The organism is Streptomyces sp. CA-106110, from assembly GCF_050936285.1.
Classification (GTDB): Bacteria; Actinomycetota; Actinomycetes; order Streptomycetales; family Streptomycetaceae; genus Streptomyces.
Window position 1 is genome coordinate 5,973,809 of sequence record NZ_JBNJNB010000001.1, and the last position, 17,270, is coordinate 5,991,078.

General features: G+C 69.0%; 15 protein-coding genes, 1 tRNA gene and 2 pseudogenes. 5 read left to right on the forward strand and 13 right to left on the reverse strand.

The window, feature by feature from the left end; genetic code table 11:
* Positions 1 to 31 precede the first annotated feature (31 nt).
* Entirely contained in the window at positions 32 to 1,336 is a 1,305-nt protein-coding gene (locus ACQEXA_RS27495; RefSeq protein WP_433131362.1) for a lipopolysaccharide biosynthesis protein, read from the forward strand.
* Between the two features lie 44 nt (positions 1,337 to 1,380).
* Here the strand turns inward: ACQEXA_RS27495 and ACQEXA_RS27500 are convergent, their stop codons facing one another.
* The 7 genes and pseudogenes from ACQEXA_RS27500 to ACQEXA_RS27530 form a co-directional block, all read right to left on the reverse strand.
* On the reverse strand, positions 1,381 to 2,229 hold the full coding sequence (locus tag ACQEXA_RS27500; RefSeq protein ID WP_432930477.1) for a class I SAM-dependent methyltransferase: 849 nt from the start codon (positions 2,227 to 2,229) through the stop codon (positions 1,381 to 1,383).
* Positions 2,230 to 2,239: 10 nt separating this feature from the next.
* Positions 2,240 to 3,538: an O-antigen ligase family protein gene (locus ACQEXA_RS27505; protein ID WP_433131364.1), complete on the reverse strand. Its 1,299-nt coding sequence runs from the start codon at positions 3,536 to 3,538 to the stop codon at positions 2,240 to 2,242.
* 49 nt (positions 3,539 to 3,587) lie between these two features.
* A pseudogene (locus tag ACQEXA_RS27510) lies at positions 3,588 to 4,502 on the reverse strand (asparagine synthetase B family protein); the annotation flags it as partial.
* 50 nt (positions 4,503 to 4,552) lie between these two features.
* Positions 4,553 to 5,380, reverse strand: a complete 828-nt coding sequence (locus ACQEXA_RS27515; RefSeq protein WP_433128709.1) for an HARBI1 family protein — start codon at positions 5,378 to 5,380, stop codon at positions 4,553 to 4,555.
* Positions 5,381 to 5,501: 121 nt separating this feature from the next.
* Complete coding sequence (gene asnB / locus ACQEXA_RS27520; protein WP_433131366.1) at positions 5,502 to 6,515, reverse strand: asparagine synthase (glutamine-hydrolyzing); 1,014 nt, start codon at positions 6,513 to 6,515, stop codon at positions 5,502 to 5,504.
* A 177-nt stretch (positions 6,516 to 6,692) separates the two neighbouring features.
* The gene (locus ACQEXA_RS27525) at positions 6,693 to 7,907 is read right to left on the reverse strand and encodes a DUF4012 domain-containing protein (protein ID WP_433131369.1); all 1,215 of its coding nucleotides are present in this window, start codon (positions 7,905 to 7,907) and stop codon (positions 6,693 to 6,695) included.
* A 5-nt stretch (positions 7,908 to 7,912) separates the two neighbouring features.
* Entirely contained in the window at positions 7,913 to 8,551 is a 639-nt protein-coding gene (locus ACQEXA_RS27530) for a hypothetical protein (RefSeq protein WP_433131371.1), read from the reverse strand.
* Positions 8,552 to 9,074: 523 nt separating this feature from the next.
* Between ACQEXA_RS27530 and ACQEXA_RS27535 the strand changes: the two genes are divergently transcribed.
* A complete protein-coding gene (locus tag ACQEXA_RS27535) occupies positions 9,075 to 9,959 on the forward strand; it encodes a YIP1 family protein (RefSeq protein WP_432930469.1) in 885 nt (294 codons plus the stop codon).
* 224 nt (positions 9,960 to 10,183) lie between these two features.
* Positions 10,184 to 11,365, forward strand: a complete 1,182-nt coding sequence (locus ACQEXA_RS27540) for a PP2C family protein-serine/threonine phosphatase (RefSeq protein ID WP_432930467.1) — start codon at positions 10,184 to 10,186, stop codon at positions 11,363 to 11,365.
* 8 nt (positions 11,366 to 11,373) lie between these two features.
* Here the strand turns inward: ACQEXA_RS27540 and ACQEXA_RS27545 are convergent, their stop codons facing one another.
* Together ACQEXA_RS27545 and dcd are read right to left on the reverse strand one after the other, a co-directional pair.
* Positions 11,374 to 11,883, reverse strand: a complete 510-nt coding sequence (locus ACQEXA_RS27545; RefSeq protein ID WP_359407210.1) for a phosphoribosyltransferase — start codon at positions 11,881 to 11,883, stop codon at positions 11,374 to 11,376.
* Between the two features lie 7 nt (positions 11,884 to 11,890).
* Positions 11,891 to 12,466: a dCTP deaminase gene (dcd, locus tag ACQEXA_RS27550; protein ID WP_359407207.1), complete on the reverse strand. Its 576-nt coding sequence runs from the start codon at positions 12,464 to 12,466 to the stop codon at positions 11,891 to 11,893.
* A 207-nt stretch (positions 12,467 to 12,673) separates the two neighbouring features.
* On the opposite strand from dcd, the gene ACQEXA_RS27555 reads away from it, so the two are divergent.
* Positions 12,674 to 13,708 carry an IS630 family transposase gene (locus ACQEXA_RS27555; protein ID WP_432923211.1) on the forward strand — a complete coding sequence of 345 codons (1,035 nt, stop codon included), beginning with the start codon at positions 12,674 to 12,676 and terminating at the stop codon, positions 13,706 to 13,708.
* 11 nt (positions 13,709 to 13,719) lie between these two features.
* Here the strand turns inward: ACQEXA_RS27555 and ACQEXA_RS27560 are convergent, their stop codons facing one another.
* A complete protein-coding gene (locus ACQEXA_RS27560) occupies positions 13,720 to 14,274 on the reverse strand; it encodes a transposase (protein ID WP_432934586.1) in 555 nt (184 codons plus the stop codon).
* Complete coding sequence (locus tag ACQEXA_RS27565; protein WP_433131373.1) at positions 14,271 to 14,852, reverse strand: helix-turn-helix domain-containing protein; 582 nt, start codon at positions 14,850 to 14,852, stop codon at positions 14,271 to 14,273. Before ACQEXA_RS27565 ends, ACQEXA_RS27560 begins: the two co-directional genes overlap by 4 nt.
* A 512-nt stretch (positions 14,853 to 15,364) precedes the next feature.
* On the opposite strand from ACQEXA_RS27565, the gene ACQEXA_RS27570 reads away from it, so the two are divergent.
* Positions 15,365 to 15,438, forward strand: a tRNA-Gly gene (locus tag ACQEXA_RS27570).
* A 90-nt stretch (positions 15,439 to 15,528) separates the two neighbouring features.
* On the opposite strand, the pseudogene ACQEXA_RS27575 reads toward ACQEXA_RS27570, so the two are convergent.
* Together ACQEXA_RS27575 and tnpC are read right to left on the reverse strand one after the other, a co-directional pair.
* A pseudogene (locus ACQEXA_RS27575) lies at positions 15,529 to 15,762 on the reverse strand (tyrosine-type recombinase/integrase); the annotation flags it as partial.
* A gap of 17 nt (positions 15,763 to 15,779) precedes the next feature.
* Complete coding sequence (gene tnpC, locus ACQEXA_RS27580) at positions 15,780 to 17,228, reverse strand: IS66 family transposase (protein ID WP_432920114.1); 1,449 nt, start codon at positions 17,226 to 17,228, stop codon at positions 15,780 to 15,782.
* Between the last annotated feature and the right edge of the window lie 42 nt (positions 17,229 to 17,270).

Genomic DNA, 17,270 nt, shown 5'->3' on the forward strand with positions numbered 1-17,270 from the left:
CTGTTCGCCGCCTGGGAGGTTCCCCGACACAGTGGCTGACCGCAGACCGCAATTCGTCTGGATGCTGGTGGCCCGCGCCGGCACCCTCGTCACGGGCGTGCTCGCCAGTGTCGTCGTGGCCCGGGCGCTGACCCCCGAGGAGCGCGGCACCTACTACATGGCCGTCTCCGTCGCCACCACCGCCATGGCTGTGGGCCATCTGTCCGTCGAGCAGGCGCAGACGTCCATGTGGACGGAGAAGCGGCGACGGTCCTCCCTGGACAGGAACAGTGTGCCGCTCGGACTGCTCATCGGTACCGCGGCGGCTGTCGTCGCGACGGGGCTGTGCCTGGTGTTCCAGGAGCACGGCCATTTCCCGGACATCCGGCTCCTGGTCCTGGCCTGTACGGGCGTGCCGATGGGCATGGCCGTGCTCTACGGGACGAACATCACCCTCCTGCGCGACCGTGCCGGTGTGGCGGGGTGGTCGATGCTGGGGAGCGCCGTCGTCCAGTGCCTCTGTCTGGTCGCCTTCGGGGTCACCGGGCACCTGACCGTCCGGACGGTGGTGATCGCGTGGGTCGTCTCGTTCGCCGTCTCCCTGATCGTGTTGATCGCCGCGCGCGGCGTCACCGTAGGACGCCCCGACCTGCGTCTCGCCGGCACGACATGCGCCAAGGGACTCCGCTTGCACGCGGGTTCGGCGGCCTCGTACCTGCTGATGCGGTCGGATGTCTTCCTGCTCAACGCCCTGGCCGGATCGAGAGACGTCGGGATCTACACGCTCGCCGTGACGCTGGCGGAGCTCAGCCGACTGGCCGTCGACGTCTTCGCACAAGTCACCCTGTCACGCCAATTCAACGACGACGTCGACGACTCCGCGCTGGTCGCGGCGCGGATGGTCCGGTTCACCGTGCTGCTGGGCGTCGCGTCCGCGCTGACGACGGTGGCCGGAGTGTCGGCTCTCATCACCCCGCTGTACGGCCGTCCGTACGCGGACACGGCCACCGTGGTCGCCTGGCTGGTACCCGGAGTCCTGCTGCTGTCGGCCGCCCGCCCGCTGTCCACCTTCCTGCTGCGCCAGCGGTCGTCACATCTCGTCGTACTGCCGTCGCTGACCGCCCTGGTGGTGAACGTCGCACTGAACGCCGCACTGATTCCCGTCTGCGGAGCGGTCGGCTGTGCGCTCGCCTCCACCGTGGCCTACTCGGCGGTGGTGGCCTTCCAGATGACGTACTTCAGACGGATCAGCGGACTCGGCTTGAGATGTCTGCTGCCGACGAGCGCCGAGGCGACGCGGTTCACGACCGAAGTGAAGCGTCGTTACCGCGAACTGCACATCAGCCGGGTGCCATGACCAGGAGATGTACCGACGCGCCTCGGAGCTCGGGCCCGGGAGGGTCAGCCGCCCGTCGGGGCACCCTGGGTGAACACGAACTCGTTGCAGCCGAGGCCTCCCCTGCAGGTCTTCATGTGGCGTAGTCCGAAGCCGCGTTCGTGGCAGAAGAAGAAGACCTCCTCGGGCGTGGCCACCTCGAAGGGATAGCCTCCGACCCAGTCGACCAGGTCGTGCTTGCGTGACATGCCGCGGGGCCGGGGAACAGCAGGTCCCGAAGCACCCCGCACACGCTTGGCCAGCTTCGCCGCGGCACGAAGCGGGTAGTGCCGGCCGAGATAGAGCAGGCTGCCGGTCAGCAGCAGCTGTCGCCCCATGGCCCCGGACTCGTTGTAACGCCGTTTCACCGATGTCCAGACCCGGCTCTCGGCTCCCTGGTCGTTGTAGATCGACACATACAGGGTCCCACCGGGAGCGACGAGGCCGCACGTCGCTTCCATCGCGGCCCAGAGGGCGCCGGTGTGGTGCAGCACGCCCCACGAGTAGACGATGTCGGCCTGGTCCAGCTGTTGCACGAACTGCGCGTCGAGGATGGAGGCGCGCTCGATGCTCCAGTCGCTGTCGGGGCCGACGAATTCCCGCCGCACCTTCTCGGCCGCTCTCACCGAGTCGGGGTCGTAGTCGAACGACCGCACCCGCGCACCCATCCGCAGGGCGGCCAGGGAGAACAGTCCGCTTCCGCAGCCGACGTCCAGAAAGGTGCGTCCGGTGAGATCCGCGGTGCCCAGAGCCGACTCGAGCGACCCTCTGGCGAGAGTGATGCGTTCCTCGTCGATGAGCTGCCCGAATCGGAGCCAGTTCCGGCCGAAGGCGAAACGGCGGCCCTCGTTGATTTCGGTCTCGCAGTTGCTCATTGGGCTTTCCTTACGTTGCGGAGGGAGCGGTGAGCGGTCCGCCTCCCGGATCTTCCTTCCGCCGTGCGGAACGGGCCAGCAGACAGCCCAGAGAGATCCAGAAAGGTGTGGAAACCAGCAGGTAGGTGAGGGTGTTGGCGAAGAACAGCCCCACCGCGTACGACACGCACAGGGCCTGAAGAATGGCGTGGTGCGTCGCGCAGCGGCGGGCCAGGCCGAGCCACAGCAGGGTCACCAACAGGACGCAGGTCACCAGTCCGCACTCGGCTGCCAGTCTCAGGAAGTCGTTGTGGGTGTTGATGTAGATCCCCAGGGAGGACGCGGCCCGGGCGTATTCGGGGAACATCGCGTATCCGATGCCGCGCAACGGATGGTCGAGTGCCACCCGCAGTGCCAGGAGGGCGGCCTGCTTGCGTACCTCGGTGTTCGCGGTCAGCTCGGTCGACGCCCGGCTGCCCATCAGGTCCTGCTCGACCGAGTCCCGGCTGCCCGTGAGCGGCGTCAGTACGGCGAGCATCGCCAGCCCGGCCAGCACCTTGTACCGCAGCGGACGGCCGGCGAGCAGAACACAGGCCAGCCCCGTCGCGGCCATCACAAGAGCCCCTCGGGAGCGGGTCTCCAGGAGCGCGGAGGCGCAGACCACAGCCGGCAGGAGCCACGGCCAGGGGCGGTGGAACCGTGCCATTCCCACGGTGGCGACCAGGAAAAGCGCCAGGAAGGCTCCCAGGTAATTGGCGTTCAGGCCCAGACCCGTCAGCCGGTCGGAGACGTACTCCCCCCGGACCATGAGGTACACGGCGACACCCGTCCCTGAACCGGCCACGACCTGCGCGATCCGTCGGGGGTCGGGAGGTGCCAGGACGGAGGCCGCGAGCAGACCGAGTCCCATCAGCAGGAAGCCACAGCCCTTCCACGGCTCCACGACGGGAAAGGACTCCTCCGGCAGCACACAGCTCACGCCGACGGCGAGGGCCAGAAGCAGGATCAGGACCAGGTCCAGCCGCAGACGCGCTCCGTTCAGCGCGGTCCGCAACAGGAACAGTGCTACGGCACCCCCGATCATCGCGGTCATCACCGTGCCGCCGGTATCGATGATCGCTGCCAAGGGGACCAGACCGAGCAACAGCAGCAGGGCCACGTCCGGTCGCGGCCACACCACGAGGGCGAAGCAGATCACCACCGCGGCGACGGCGGCCGTGGCGCCGTGGAACAGCGCCAGGTAAGCGGCGGCCGGCCCGGCGGCCAGCAGCCCCATCCGGCCGATCACGACGGTGAAGACGGATCTCATGTTCGCTCTACCGGTGGCCATCAACTCGTCCTCCGTGGCCCCGCCGCAAGGAGGCTCTCGTTCGCCCGGGTCAACCGATGTGCCGCACCGGCTCCCCGGCAACCTCGGCCGAGCCGGGCACGGGCCGGTCGACGAACCTGCGGTGCCACAGTTCGAACTGCATCAGCGCCCACAGCCGCCGCGCGTGGTTCTCTCCGGCCGCGTGTTCGTCCAGCAGGGTCCGCACCGCTTCCGGCCGGAAGAATCCCCGGGCCCTCGTGGTCCGGTCGGTCAGCACGTCCCATGCCAGGTCCCTCAGATCAGTGCGTAGCCAGTGAGCCAGTGGTACTCCGAATCCCTGTTTCGGCCGGTGCAGCACGTCATGCGGGAGCCAGTCCTGCAGCGCTTTCTTGAGCAGGTACTTGGTGGTTCCGCGACGCACCTTCAACTCCGCGGGCAGTCGTGCCGCCCGCTCCATGAGTTGGTGGTCGAGGAACGGCGACCGGGCTTCCAGGGAGTTGGCCATGGTGGAGATGTCCACCTTCACCAGAAGGTCACCGGGAAGGTAGGTGTTCACGTCGACATCCATCAGCTGGTTGACGCCGCCGACCGCGTGCGAGGCGCGGAAGGCCTGGTCCAGCAGTGCGTAACTGTCGATACCGGACGTCGCCTCGCGCAGCTGTTCCGTGTAGACGTCCTGCTTCTGCTCCGGCAAGAAATACGACATCATCCGGGCATAACGACGCTGCTGGGTCTCGCCCAGCACGGTGAGGGCAAGGCCAGCCCTCCTCCGCTGCGAACGGGGAGGGCCCGACGCGAGAAGGGCCTGCCCCAGGTGTGTGACGACCGGCTGTGCGGCCCCGGGGACCCGGAACTTCTCCATGCGGGCCATTTGGGCATAGCGGGCATATCCGCCGAACGACTCGTCACCACCGTCGCCGTTCAGGGCGACAGTCACATGCCGGCGGCTCAACTGGGCCACGTAGAACGAGGGAATCGCGGACGAGTCGGCGAATGAACCTTTCCCGGTAAGCGATCATGCCTGTGTGTGAACGTTCAGATGGTGCGGTCGTATTCAAGTTGGAGTAGGACGAGGGCTGCGGCGGCGATCTGGGTGATGCGGCTGGGATCGAGGCTGACCCGCCGCAGGGCCTTGAAGGTGGTCTTGAGCAGGGCATTCGCGCGTTCGCACATCCCGTGGATGCCTCGGATGACCCTGTTGAAGGTCTGCTGGGCTTCGGTGAGTTCACCGCCCGCGGGCTTCTTGACCGGGTGACGGAAGCCGTCTCCGGCGTTCTCGTAGCCGAGGTCGACCAGGGTCAGTGTGCCCAGTTGGTCGGCGAGCCGGTTCAGAGCATCGAGCAGCCCGTGGTGGCGGGCGCAGGTAGTGTCGTGCTCGCGGCCGGGCCGCACCGGCGAGACCCAGATCGGCCAGCCGTCCGGGGCGGAGATGACCTGCACGTTGCCGCCGTGATGCTTGTGCTTGCCCGACCACCAGAGGTCTGCCCCGTTGGGCCCCGGGGCGGCGACGCGGTCGGTGCGGATGACCGTGCCGTCCAGATTGAGATGGGTCAGGCCGGCCGCCTTCGCCCGTTCCAGCGCGGTGGCCAGGTCCGGTGCCCCGGCCGCCAGGACCGTCAGTCCTTCGTGCAGGTATCGGTAGGCGGTGGACGTGGACAGGGCGTTGTCGCGGGCGAGTTGGGACAGACGGGTGCCGTCGATGAACCAGCGCAGGATCAGCACGGCCTGCTTGAAGCAGCCCAGGGCGCGGCGCCCGCGGCGGGTGCCGACCTCGGTTCGATGGCTTCGCAGGAGCCGGGCCAGGTGCTCGGCGGTGGAGCGCCGGACATCGAGCACGGCGGTGTATGTGACACTGGTCGGCACGTGAGGCCCCTCGGTCGGATCTTTCTGTTGCAAGATCGTTCCTACCAGGGGCCTTACGCCTGCCCGGAGTTGGGAGTGCACCACGAGACACCCGGAGGCGATCACACTCAGCGACCGCCGGTTACCGAGAAAGGCTCAATGGCTCGTCGAAGTACCAAGCGAGGGTGGGCAGGATCTCCAACGCCGAGGCGTCCACGACGAATTCATGGTGATCGGTCCCGTACTGCCGCGCCACCGCCCGGGCGTGCGCCCGCTCGTCGAACTGGGCGTCCTCGAAACCGATGGAGAAGGTCTTCACGGGCTTCGGGGACAGCCTCGCCATGGCCGCGACGACGGCGGAGGAGTCGATGCCGCCGGACAGAAAAGCGCCCAGGGGCCGCTCCGACAGCATGCGGATGCCCGTGGCCTCGAGGAGGAGCTCCCGGGCCTGTTCGGCCGCCTCCTGTTCGCTGGTGACGGCGCCCGGGGTGAAGTCGAGCTCCCAGTAGCGCCGCACCTGAACCCGCCCGCCCTGCCAGGTGAGCAGACAACCAGGCGGCAGTTTGCGGACGTCGCGGAGGATCGACCAGGGCGCGGGTACGTACTGGTAGGTCAAGTAGTGGTGCAGGGCCACCGGGTCGACCTCGCCGCGGCCGGGGGCGATCGCGCTCAGTGCCTTGAGTTCGGAGGCGAAGGCCAGCGAGCCACCGGCATCCCGGTAGTACAACGGCTTCTTGCCGACCCGGTCGCGAGCGAGCAGCAGCCGTCCCTTACCTGCGTCCCACACAGCGAAGGCGAACATGCCGCGCAGATGATGGACGAGGTCCTCACCGTGTTCCTCGTAGAGATGGACGAGGCATTCGCTGTCGCCGTTCGTGCGGAATCTGTGCCCGCGGCTCAGCAGGTCCCTGCGCAGTTCCGGGAAGTTGTAGATCTCTCCGTTGAAGACCGCGATCACACTGCGGTCTTCGTTGAAGACGGGCTGGTCGCCTCCGCTGACGTCGATGACGGCCAGTCGCCGCATGCCCAGGGCGACATGGTCATCGGTGTGGAACCCCTCACCGTCCGGGCCGCGATGGGCGAGGACATCGCACATCGTCCTCACGGCCGCCGGATCGGGTGACGCCGTCGACACCATCCCCGCTACGCCGCACATCGGCCCTCCCTCATTGGGTGTAAGAAGTGAACGAACTACCGAACGCAACACCGATGGCACCATACCGGTGCAATCGGCACATATCTGTCAACCCGCAAGGGGGTGGTGCCATCGGGTGACGGCCCCGGCGGCGCCGGAACCGCTCCTCGCCGTGCCGCAGTCGACGAACGGTGCGGGCTACGCCCCGTGTCCCGCGCATCGGGGCCCGGGACGCACCGTGACCTGCATCGGGCGGGTCAGTCGCTGGCGAAGGACGGTGGGCGCGCGATCGGACGGCGGTTCCAGCAAGTGCAGCGTCAGCGTGCGGCTTTCGCCCCGGGGCACCTCGACGTCGAATGTGTACACCGGGTGTCCCCGTTCGGTGCCCGGCGACGAGAACGGTCGCTTGCCGTCGAGGCTCGCCTCGACCAGTCGTGCCTCGGCGGTCGCGAAGTAGGAGACGATCAGGCGGTTGTCGCCCTTGCGGGTCCCGTGGGCGGGCTTGTCCAGCCGGTCGGTGACATAGGAGGGAAGGCCCCCGGCCGGGGCACGGTTCGTGAGGACCGCCTTGACGGTGACCTCGCGTCCGTCGCGGGTGCAGCGACCGGGGGACCACTCCAGGGCGCGGTCGAGGTAGTAGTCCAGCTTCGTGCCGGCGGCGTTGTTGACGACCAGCCCGGCATAGGGCTCGGGTCCCTCCGGGACGGAGCCGCCGACCGGGCGCGCCGCCAGCTCCCGCTGCTCGTTCGCATGAGCGCTCCACGCGGTCATCTGCCCGCTGCCCAGCACCCCGTACAGGCCCCGGAGCAGGGCGGGGCGCCGCTGGGAGTCCCCTGCGGCGGTCAGCAGCCGCCCGGCAGCGGCACGGGCCACGTTCAGCAGAAAGGCCTTTCGTTTGACCGGGTCCGGATACATCACGTAGTTGGTGCGCTCGGTGAGGTCCACCACGTTGGCCGCGGTGACCAGTGTGCCGTCGGCCATCCGCGCCGGTCCGACCGCGGCCAGCAGTCCGGCCAGCGCACCCGGATCCAGTGAGAGCACGCCGTCCATGCGCTCCCCGCTCTTGGCGTGCCACGCAGCGGACCAGATGCGCGCGGCGTAGGGAAAGTGCGGGCTCATGTTGGAATTCGGCCAGGTCATGACCGAGTCGTACTGCCCGTACATGGCCGCGAACTCGGCACCGAGGTCGATCTTGGGCCGGGTGCCCGCCATATCGGTGTCCCGTCCGAACTCCGGCAGCGCCAGGGAGCCCTTGTCGGCCGTCAGCACGGCGTAGGCACCCGGCATCCCGCCCGTACCGCGTGCCTCGGCGGGGTTCTGGAACACCAGGAGGTAACGACGCAGACCGCCCTCTCCCAGCATGGGCGGCAGCAGACGGGCGCCGACGGCGGCGTTCTCCATCGCGGGTGCCACCCGGTCTAGGGTGGCGAGGAGTTGACCGCGAACCCGGTCGACCGGAGGCAACCAGGTGCGTCGCGGCAGCCTGTCCGCCTCCGTCCGGGCCAGGGCCGCCTCGTGCGCCGCATGCTCGAGATCCGGTGCGGCCCTGCGCAGTTCGGCGAGGTTGAGGTGCTTGCCCCCGCGTTCGCGGTGAGGCGGCCCACGGTGCGCACCACGGCGGGCAACGCCTTTCCGGCCAGCCGATCGACCACTTCGGCCGTCCCGCGCACAGTCTTGAAGGAGCCCCCGGCGAAGGGAAGTCGGGCCGCCACGTACCACGCGGGGCCGGTGGTGAGCCAGTGCGCGCGTTCGGCGTGCGCCGCAGCGGAACGGGCCGTCCGCAGGGCGAGTTCGCTGCGACTCGCCCCTCGTTCGGCCGTCGAGGCGGGCCCACCGGTCCCCGTCATCGAACTGCGCAAGGTCCTCAAGTCGTTGCGGCTCCCCACGAGTTCGGCCCGGGCCATCAGGCCGGTGACGAGGATCCACACCAGTCCTGTGAGGAGAAGGCCCATGAGCACCCACAGCAGCAGCCGGACACGTCGGCGTTTCCGCCGCGCCGGGCTCTCCGGGACTGCCGGGGCGGCACTGCTCAGGAGTGTGTCGGTGATCGGCGGCATGCCCGGCCCTCAGCTCCCACTCGCGCCGGTGCTTCGGTATCGGGCGATCGGCGCTCGGCCGCACGAAGGGCGTCTCGTGGCGTGCGTGGGCTGTTCCACGTTCGGTTGCACCTGACCGCTGTAGCGTCCGTCGTCCCTGCCTCGATGCGCCCTGCCGCCGTTCGACCGATGCGAGCCGTTCGGGAACCGCGGACCACCGAACAGCGCCACCATCGAGTGGCATCAGGCATGAAAATCCATAGGCAGTAATCGTTTGCGGCGAAAACAGACGCGCTCGGGCACGCCACAGACGGCGGAGCGGTGGCACTCGTTCGGCCGCGCCGGGACTCCGGCAGAGTCCGCAGCTCAAGCGGGCCGCCAGGTACGCCGGAGTGCGGCCGCGAGGCCCCCGGGGGTGGGCAGCTGATATGTCCCTGATGACGCGCCCGGCGGACCCCTAGGGGATGTCACAGGTCGGCAGCAATGCCGGTCCCGTCGCCCCGGGCCCCCACGCCACTCTTCAGGAGCAGGTACGTTCGAAGACGTGGCTGGATTCAGGATCGGACGCGACCGGGCGGGCCGCGCACCTCAAGCGCGACCGCAGCAACCCCCGTACGGACAGCAGGCGCCGCAGGGCCCGTCGTACGGCTACCCCTCCCCGCCGCAGCAGCAGTACGGCGGCGCGCAGCCCCATCGCGGGCAACCGTGGAGGCCCCAGGGCCAGGGTGAGCCGGAGTACTTCGGCGACGACGGCCACGGCTATCCAGGCCGGCCGGATCCGTACGCGGCCAACAACCCGGGCCACACCCAGGCTTTCTCCGTCGGCGACGACCCCTACAACGCCGGCGAGACCTACCGTGCCGGCCAGGCCGCCGCGCCGCCCATCGGTCCGCGACTGCACTGGAAGGACCTGCTGCGGGGCATCGTCATATCCCCGACCCGGACGTTTCTGCAGATGAGGGACTACACGATGTGGGCCCCGGCCCTCATCGTGACCTTCCTCTACGGCCTGCTCGCGGTCTTCGGCTTCGACGGCGCCCGCCAGGACGCGATCCACGCCACGCTCTCGAGCGCCATCCCGATCGTCCTGACGACGGCCGTGGCGATGGTGATCAGCTCCTTCGTGCTGGGCGTGGTCACCCACACCCTGGCCCGCCAGCTCGGCGGCGACGGCGCCTGGCAGCCCACGGTCGGCCTCTCCATGCTGATCATGTCCATCACGGACGCACCGCGCCTGGTCGTCGCCATGTTCCTGGGCGGCGACGCACCCTTCGTCCAGCTCCTGGGCTGGGTGACCTGGGTCGCGGCGGGCGCGCTGCTGACCCAGATGGTCTCCAAGTCCCACGATCTGCCGTGGCCGAAGGCGCTCGGCGCGTCGGCGATACAGCTGATCGCGATCCTGTCGATCGTGAAGCTGGGCACGTTCTAGTACCCGTTCGTACGCGAAGGCCCCACCGGCCCCCGTGCCGCCGGGGGCCTTCGCGTGCCCGGGGTGAGGCCTGCGGGACTCGGGACAGGCAACCCGGCCGGTTCGGCACTCTCAGTGACATCCGAGGCAGATACAGGGCCCTGGCCGCGCCCGGTCGAGAGCGGCTGAGCGGATCGCTCGTGACGCGGGTGGAACATCGCGGGGCAACGAGGGACGCTGGTGGTATGCGGTGGATCTTCCGCACTTCTGCCCGGTCAGGAGGGGGCGATCACGACCGAGGCCTCCTCAGGCTGGGGCAATGCCTGCCCTTCGCGGTCCTGCTCATCGGGCTGGGCATCGAGCTCTCGCCCCTGCACACCATATACACGGGGCCGCTCCTCACGGGAATGCCGGCGGTCGCCGCACTCACCGCGGGCCCGCTGGGCACCTTGTCGGCAGCGGTCGGCGCCCTGGCCGTCAGCATCATCTCCGCCACCCTCCATCATTCATGGGGCGACGAGCAGGTCTACGGGAACCTTCTCGGCCTCGTCGTGGTTTCCGTCGCCTGCGTCACGATCAGCAACGTCATGCGGACCCGCAGGCAACAGGAGCTGGACCGGATCCGCCGTGTCTCCAAAGCGGCTCAGGACGCCCTGCTGCGGCCCGTGAGCCCCCGCCTGGGCCCGCTCCGTGCCGCCAGCATCTACCTGGCGGCCGAGTCCGGGGCCCAGATCGGCGGTGACCTGTACGAAGCCGTCCAGACCCGGTTCGGGGTCCGGATGATCGTGGGCGATGTCAGGGGCAAGGGCCTACCGGCCGTACGCGCGGCCGCAGCCGTGCTGGGCGCGTTCAGAGAGACCGTCCACTACGAGCGCGATCTGGCCGAGGTCGTCAATCACTGCGCGGCGGCCATGCAGAGAGAACGCGCAGCCGCCGACCACGACGAGGAATACCGGATGGAGTGCTTCGCCTCCGCCCTCGTCGGCCAAGTGGCGAACGGGTCCGTGGTCCAGCTCGTCAACCGCGGCCATCCGGCTCCGCTGATGCTGCACCAGGGCACGGTCCGCGCCCTCGGACCTCGCGCGCCCACGCCACCCCTGGGTCTGGAGGACCTGATGACCGGCCCTCCGACTCCCACCGAGAGCTACACCTTCGGGCCAGGTGACCGGCTTCTCCTCTACACGGACGGCGTGGCCGAAGCCCGCAACGGCTCCGGCGACTTCTTCCCGCTGCCCGAGGCCATGGAATCCGTGCACGCAGCGACTCCGCAGCAGTTCCTGGAAGAGCTCCATCGGCGATTGATCTGCCACACCGCCGATTCCCTGGTGGATGACGTGGCCATGATTCTCATCGATCGGTTCCCGGAGGGCGCGGATGAGCGAGGCCCCGTTGCCCACCTGGGCCGCGCTCTGGATCACTCACGCTAGGAACGCGGTCAGAGAGCCTCTTTCGAGGGCGTGACGGGCTCCCCGGACTTGCGTACCACGGGCAGGACGCTCCACGGGAAGTTGATCCAGTCGTCCGTCCGCTTCCACACGTACTCGCACTTCACGAGGGAGTGGGACTTCTCGTAGATCACGGCGGAGCGGACCTCGGCGACGGTCTCCAGGCAGAAGTCGTGCACCAGCTTGAGCGTCTTGCCCGTGTCGGCCACGTCGTCGGCGATCAGGACCTTCTTGTCGGTGAAGTCGATCGCGTTGGGTACCGGCGCGAGCATCACCGGCATCTCCAGCGTGGTGCCCACACCCGTGTAGAACTCGACGTTCACAAGGTGGATGTTCTTGCAGTCCAGGGCGTACGCGAGACCGCCCGCCACGAAGACGCCGCCGCGCGCGATGCTGAGCACGATGTCGGGCTGGTAGCCGTCGTCGGCGATGGCCTGGGCGAGATCGCGGACGGCCTGGCCGAACTCCTCGTAGGTCAGGTTCTCCCTTGTCCCGGTCATGTCCCGCTCACACCTGTGTCCGGTGGAAGTTGACGAAGGAGCGGGAGGCCGTGGGCCCGCGCTGCCCCTGGTAGCGGGATCCGTACCGCTCGCTGCCGTAGGGGAACTCGGCCGGCGAGGTGAGCCGGAACATGCACAGCTGCCCGATCTTCATACCCGGCCAGAGCTTGATCGGGAGCGTGGCCAGGTTGGACAGCTCGAGCGTCACGTGCCCGGAGAAGCCGGGGTCGATGAACCCGGCGGTGGAGTGGGTGACCAGCCCGAGCCTGCCGAGGGAGCTCTTGCCCTCGAGCCTGGAGGCGAGGTCGTCGGGCAGCGTGATGACCTCGTACGTGGAGGCCAGGACGAACTCCCCGGGGTGGAGGATGAACGGCTCGTCGCCCTCGGGCTCGACGAGGCGCGTGAGGTCGACCTGCTCGATGGAGGGATCGATGTGGGGGTACTTGTGGTTCTCGAACACCCGGAAGTAGCGGTCGAGCCGCACGTCGATGCTCGAGGGCTGCACCATGGTCGGTTCGAACGGGTCGATCCGGACCCGCCCCTTGTCGATCTCGGTCCGGAGGTCCTTGTCTGAGAGAAGCACGTCCTGAGAATACGCAAGGCGCGCGGAGCCACCACAATCATGGCGTCCCCGCGCGCCTGTACTGCTAAGCGGATGACCTGAAGTTCTGCGCGGAATCTGGAGCGGCAGCGGCGGCCTGGCGCGATGGCCTCGATGACGAGAAGACCTCGCCGGGTGTTGTATCGAGGTTGACCAAACTACGACAAAACCGGCGAGGTCAAGGCCAGTATGCGTCCGGCATCCGTGTTCGCCAACCGCCCCGGTCCGGCGTACCAGCACCTGTATCACCTGCTGCATCACCGGTGGCGAGAGGCCTCCCGCGCGGTGATCGTGCTGCTGTCCGCGGCCGGCATGACCGCAGGAGAGATCGGCGAGCTGCTCGGTTACCACCCGGCCACGGTGCGCCGCTGGATCCATCGCTACAACACCGCCGGCCTGGCGGGCCTGGCCGATCGCCCCCGCGCGGGGCGGCCCCGGCTCGGCGGGCCGAGGCTGGGCGAGCGCATCCGCCGCCTGCTGACCCGCCCCGGGCCGTGGACCATCCGCCGGATCTGGCGCCGCCTGGGCCGGCCGAAGATGAGCCTGCGCACCGTGTACCGGCACACTCGCGAACAGGCGGCCTGGCGGCGGCCCCGCCTGGTGGCCAGGGGTGACCCCGAGCGCAGGCGCACCCTCGCCGCCCTGCGCCGCCAACTCGCCGCCCTGCCCCACGGGTCGGTGGTCTGGGCCGAGGACGAGACCCACCTGCACCTACTGCCGCACGTGCGGGCGAGCTGGATCCTGCGCGGGACGCGGCAGCAGGTGGCCACCCCAGGCAAGAACCGGCAGGCCACCGTCTTCGGGGCCCTGGAAGTGGCTACCGGCGCCTGGGTCTACACCCTGGGCCGCCGCAATGCCGCCGCCTTCGTCGCCTTCCTCCAGCTACTGCTGGCCGCCTACCCCGCCGCCCCGGTCGTCGCGGTGGTCTGCGACAACGACAGCATTCATCACGCGAAGGCGGTGACCGCCTACCTGGCCGACCAGCCCCGCCTGCGCCTGCTGTTCGGCGCCCGCTACAGCCCGCACGACAACCCGGTCGAGCGCATCTGGGCCGCGCTGAAGGCCCACATTGCCAACACCGCCGTCACCTGGCCGGGCCGCCTGCGCCAGGTCCACGCCTTCTTCCGGCAGCGCTCACCCACCCAGATGCTGACCACCGCCGCACCCTGGGCCTCGCCCTGGCTGCCGAAGAGTTACGCGCAGAACTTCAGGCAAGCCGCTTAGTGCTGCGTTCCTCAAAGTAGGTAGGCGAACTTCCGGCGTAGTCGGCGGTGCGGTGGCGGGGGTCGTCCCCAAACCCAGGGTTTGGCGTGGGCGTTGAGCTGGGCGGTGGCCAGGCGGGTGGCCTGGTCGATCTCGTCGGGGTCGGCGAAGGTCTGCCCGGCCAGCGCGGTCTTGCGGAAGATCCGCCACCAGCCCTCGGCCAGGTTCAGCCAGCACGCGCCGACGGGGATGAAGATCTGATGGACCCTCGGATGCTTCCTCAGCCACCTGCGGATGGGGCCGCTGGCGTGGCTGGAGAGGTTGTCGGCGACCACGTAGACCTGGCCCCGCGGGTTGGTCCGGGCGATCTCCTGCAGCAGCTTCAGCCAGCCGGCGGTGTTGCGGGACGGCGCGCAGAAGGTCACCTCCTGGCCGTCGCGGATGCGCAGGCCCCCGTACACCCAGGTCTTCTGACTGCCGCGGGCATACTCCAGCGGCGCCTTGATCCTGTGCCCGTCGGGGGACCAGCCCGGGGCGGGGGCGAAGGTGCGCGGGATGACCGGGCCGAGCTCGTCGCCGCAGATCACCGTGGAGCGCGGCGGCGGGTCGGTGTAGAGCCCGACGACCGCCGTTCTTTTGGGGCGAAGTCGGGGTCCTTGCTGGTCACCCAGGAGTGGGTACGGCGCCAGCGCACCCCCTCGGCCAGCAGGATCCTGCGCACCTGGCTGCGGTGCACGTCGATACCGCCGGCCCGGGCTGTCTCGGTGAGCGTATCCAGCGTCCAGGCCGGCGCTCCGGCCTCGTCGGCGGCCTGAAGGGCGCCGCCGGGACCGGGCACCGGGCGCCCGGGAGGGTCGCTGCGGGCCAGGGCGATGACCACCGAGCGCTCGTCCTCGGTCAGCCGGCGGGGGCGCCCGCTGATCGGCCGGTCGCCGAGCCCGTCGATGCCCTCGGCGTTGAACCGGTGCAGCCGCTCCCGCACGGTCTTGGGATGGCAACCCAGTTCGGCGGCGATGGCGGTGACCTGCTTCCCGGCCCAGCTGAGGCTGATCATGCGGGCTCGCAGGATCCAATCAGCGGGGGCATGACGAGCGCCGGCCAGCTTGCGGATCTTGCGCTCCTCGTCCGGATCACGCGCCGGACGCGCGTACAGAGGCGGATACATGGCACAGTCCTCCACCACGCATCATGCGCCCCCCGACGCCCAGCGGTCCACACCCATCTTGAGGAACGCAGCATTAGGCCGCTACTGCTTCTCCAAGGCCACCGGCACCACACTGCGCAGCCGGGCGCAGCGAGGGCACCGGACGAGCCGGCCGGGCCCGAGGCGCTCGGCCTGCTGCATCGGGAACGAAGCGGTGCTGAACACGTGCCCCTCGGCACAACGGACGACGGTGCGCTCCATCAAGTCCTCTGAGTCCCTTCCCCAAGAGCCTTCGTCTCACGTGCGTGACGGCCGACGAAAGCCACATTACGGGATGAAAAGGACGGCCCTCCAGGCGGCACTCCGGCCGTCCACGACCCCTCTTCGCCACCCCCACCGTACGCCCCAACTCCTGTCCCCCGCAGCAGCATCCACACCCGGGAAAGCGTTCGGACCCCACGGCATCAGCACCGGGGGTCCGACATGAGGTACAGTGAGCGAGCATTACGGATCCGGATCAACCGGTCTCCTACGCGGGTGTAGTTTAATGGTAGAACATCAGCTTCCCAAGCTGAGAGCGCGAGTTCGATTCTCGTCACCCGCTCCATGCGAAACCCCCAGGTCAGAGACCTGGGGGTTTCTTGTTGTCTAGACCGGCGGGCGGCGGGCGCACCACAACCGCACCATAAGGCCGCTGTCAGCTACCGGTGGTCTTGTCCTTGTGGTGCGCGCCTTCGCCGTTGTGCTTCTTCGCACGCTCGGCGCGGACCATGTCGTCGAGCCCGGCCGCCACGTCCCGCTGCCGCTCCTCGTCGGAGTGCTGATAGATCAACGCGGCTTTCTCGGAGGACTGGCCGGCGCGAACCATCGTGTCCTTGAGGGTGGCACCCGAGCGCGTCGAAAGAGTGTGTCCGGTGTGACGAAGGTCGTAGGTGACTGGTTTGGTGGTCAGGCTGGGGTGGGGATCCAGGCGCCTCGGCCGTCGAAGAGTCGGGTGATGGTGTCGAGCAGGTTGCGGCCCTGCTTGGCGGCGGTAGATAGGTAGCCGCGCACGGCGAAGAAGCGCTCGGCTCCGGGTGCCGTGCGCCAGCCGCCGGAGATCTTCTGCTGGATCTTGGCCATCCGGATGGCCTGCTCGCTGGTGTTGTTGTCGAAGGGCACCCGCCAGTCGAAGGCGAACCGGAGCACCTGGTGGCTTTCGGTGTCGAGGCGGTCGAGCAGGTTCGCGGCCTTGTCCCGTTTGCGGCGTGGTTCGCCGGGGGCGCGGGGCGGGTGCAGGGTCCGTCCGGCGGCGATGATCTCCTCGTAGCGGGCGGTGAGGCGTTCGAGGGCGTCGACGGTGAAGCCGGTGGCGTGAGGGTGCGCGGTCTGGATGTTCTTGATCTCGTCCCAGGTGTCCACCAGCAGCGCGGCCAGCTCTTCGGCCCAGTCCTCGGGGTGGCCGGCAGGCGCGTTGTCCACGACGGAGGCCAGTTCGCGCAGGTGGTGGGCATTGCATAGGGCGTGGACCGCGTCGGTGTACGTCTTGTAGGGCTTCCAGCCGTCGTGGACCGCGATGCCGGTGAAGTGCGGTAGGACGCCCATGGCTTCGAACGCCTTCACGCCGCGCTTCGTGTGGACCTGGTAGAGCGTCAGCGAGCGGGTGCAGGCGGTGTGTACCCAGCAGGTGCGCCCCGCGATCCGGGTGCCGGTCTCGTCGAAGCCGACCACCTCGCACTCGATGAGTTGCTGCCGCACGGCCTCGGTGTGCGGGGCGACTGCCTCGGCGGCCTGCCCGGCCCACCCGAGCAGAGTCGCGGTGGCCACATCCGCGTCCAGGCAGTCGGCCAGCAGTTCGGCGCACCGCTCATAGGGCAGGTGCTGGCGAGTGAGCAGGTAGACCGCCAGGCTCTTCAGCCGCGGCCCGTACTGGGCCGGGGCGGCGGGGGCGTCGGAAGGGGTGGCGGCAGCGTTGACCTGCCCGCAGGCGCAGCGGCGGTGTTCGATGCGGTGCTCGGTCACCCGCAGGCGGATCTCGGGCAGGTCGAAGACCTGCCGCCGCTCGATGGAGACTACCTCGGCCCCGGTCAGGTCACCCGCGCAGCCCAGGCAGGCGGTCGGGGAATGGACCTCGATCGCGTCGGGCTCGTCGACCTGCATCAGCGCGCCCCCGGCGCCGCCGCGGGGCTTGCCCGGGCCTCGGCCCGAGGGCTTACGTAGCGACGTCGGCCTCGCCAGCCCGTCGCTGGACGGCGGCTTGGAGGAGTTCTTCGAGTTCATCCCCAGACGCCGCTTCAGCTCACCGTTCTCCGCGCGCAGCTCAGCGATCTCGGCCCGGGCGGCCGTCAGCTCGGCCCTCAACTCGCCAACGAGTGCAATCAGTTCCGCGTAGCTCGGCAGCGGCGGGGTGTCGGACACGAGATCCAATGATCAACGAGTTGGACGCCAAGATCAACTCAG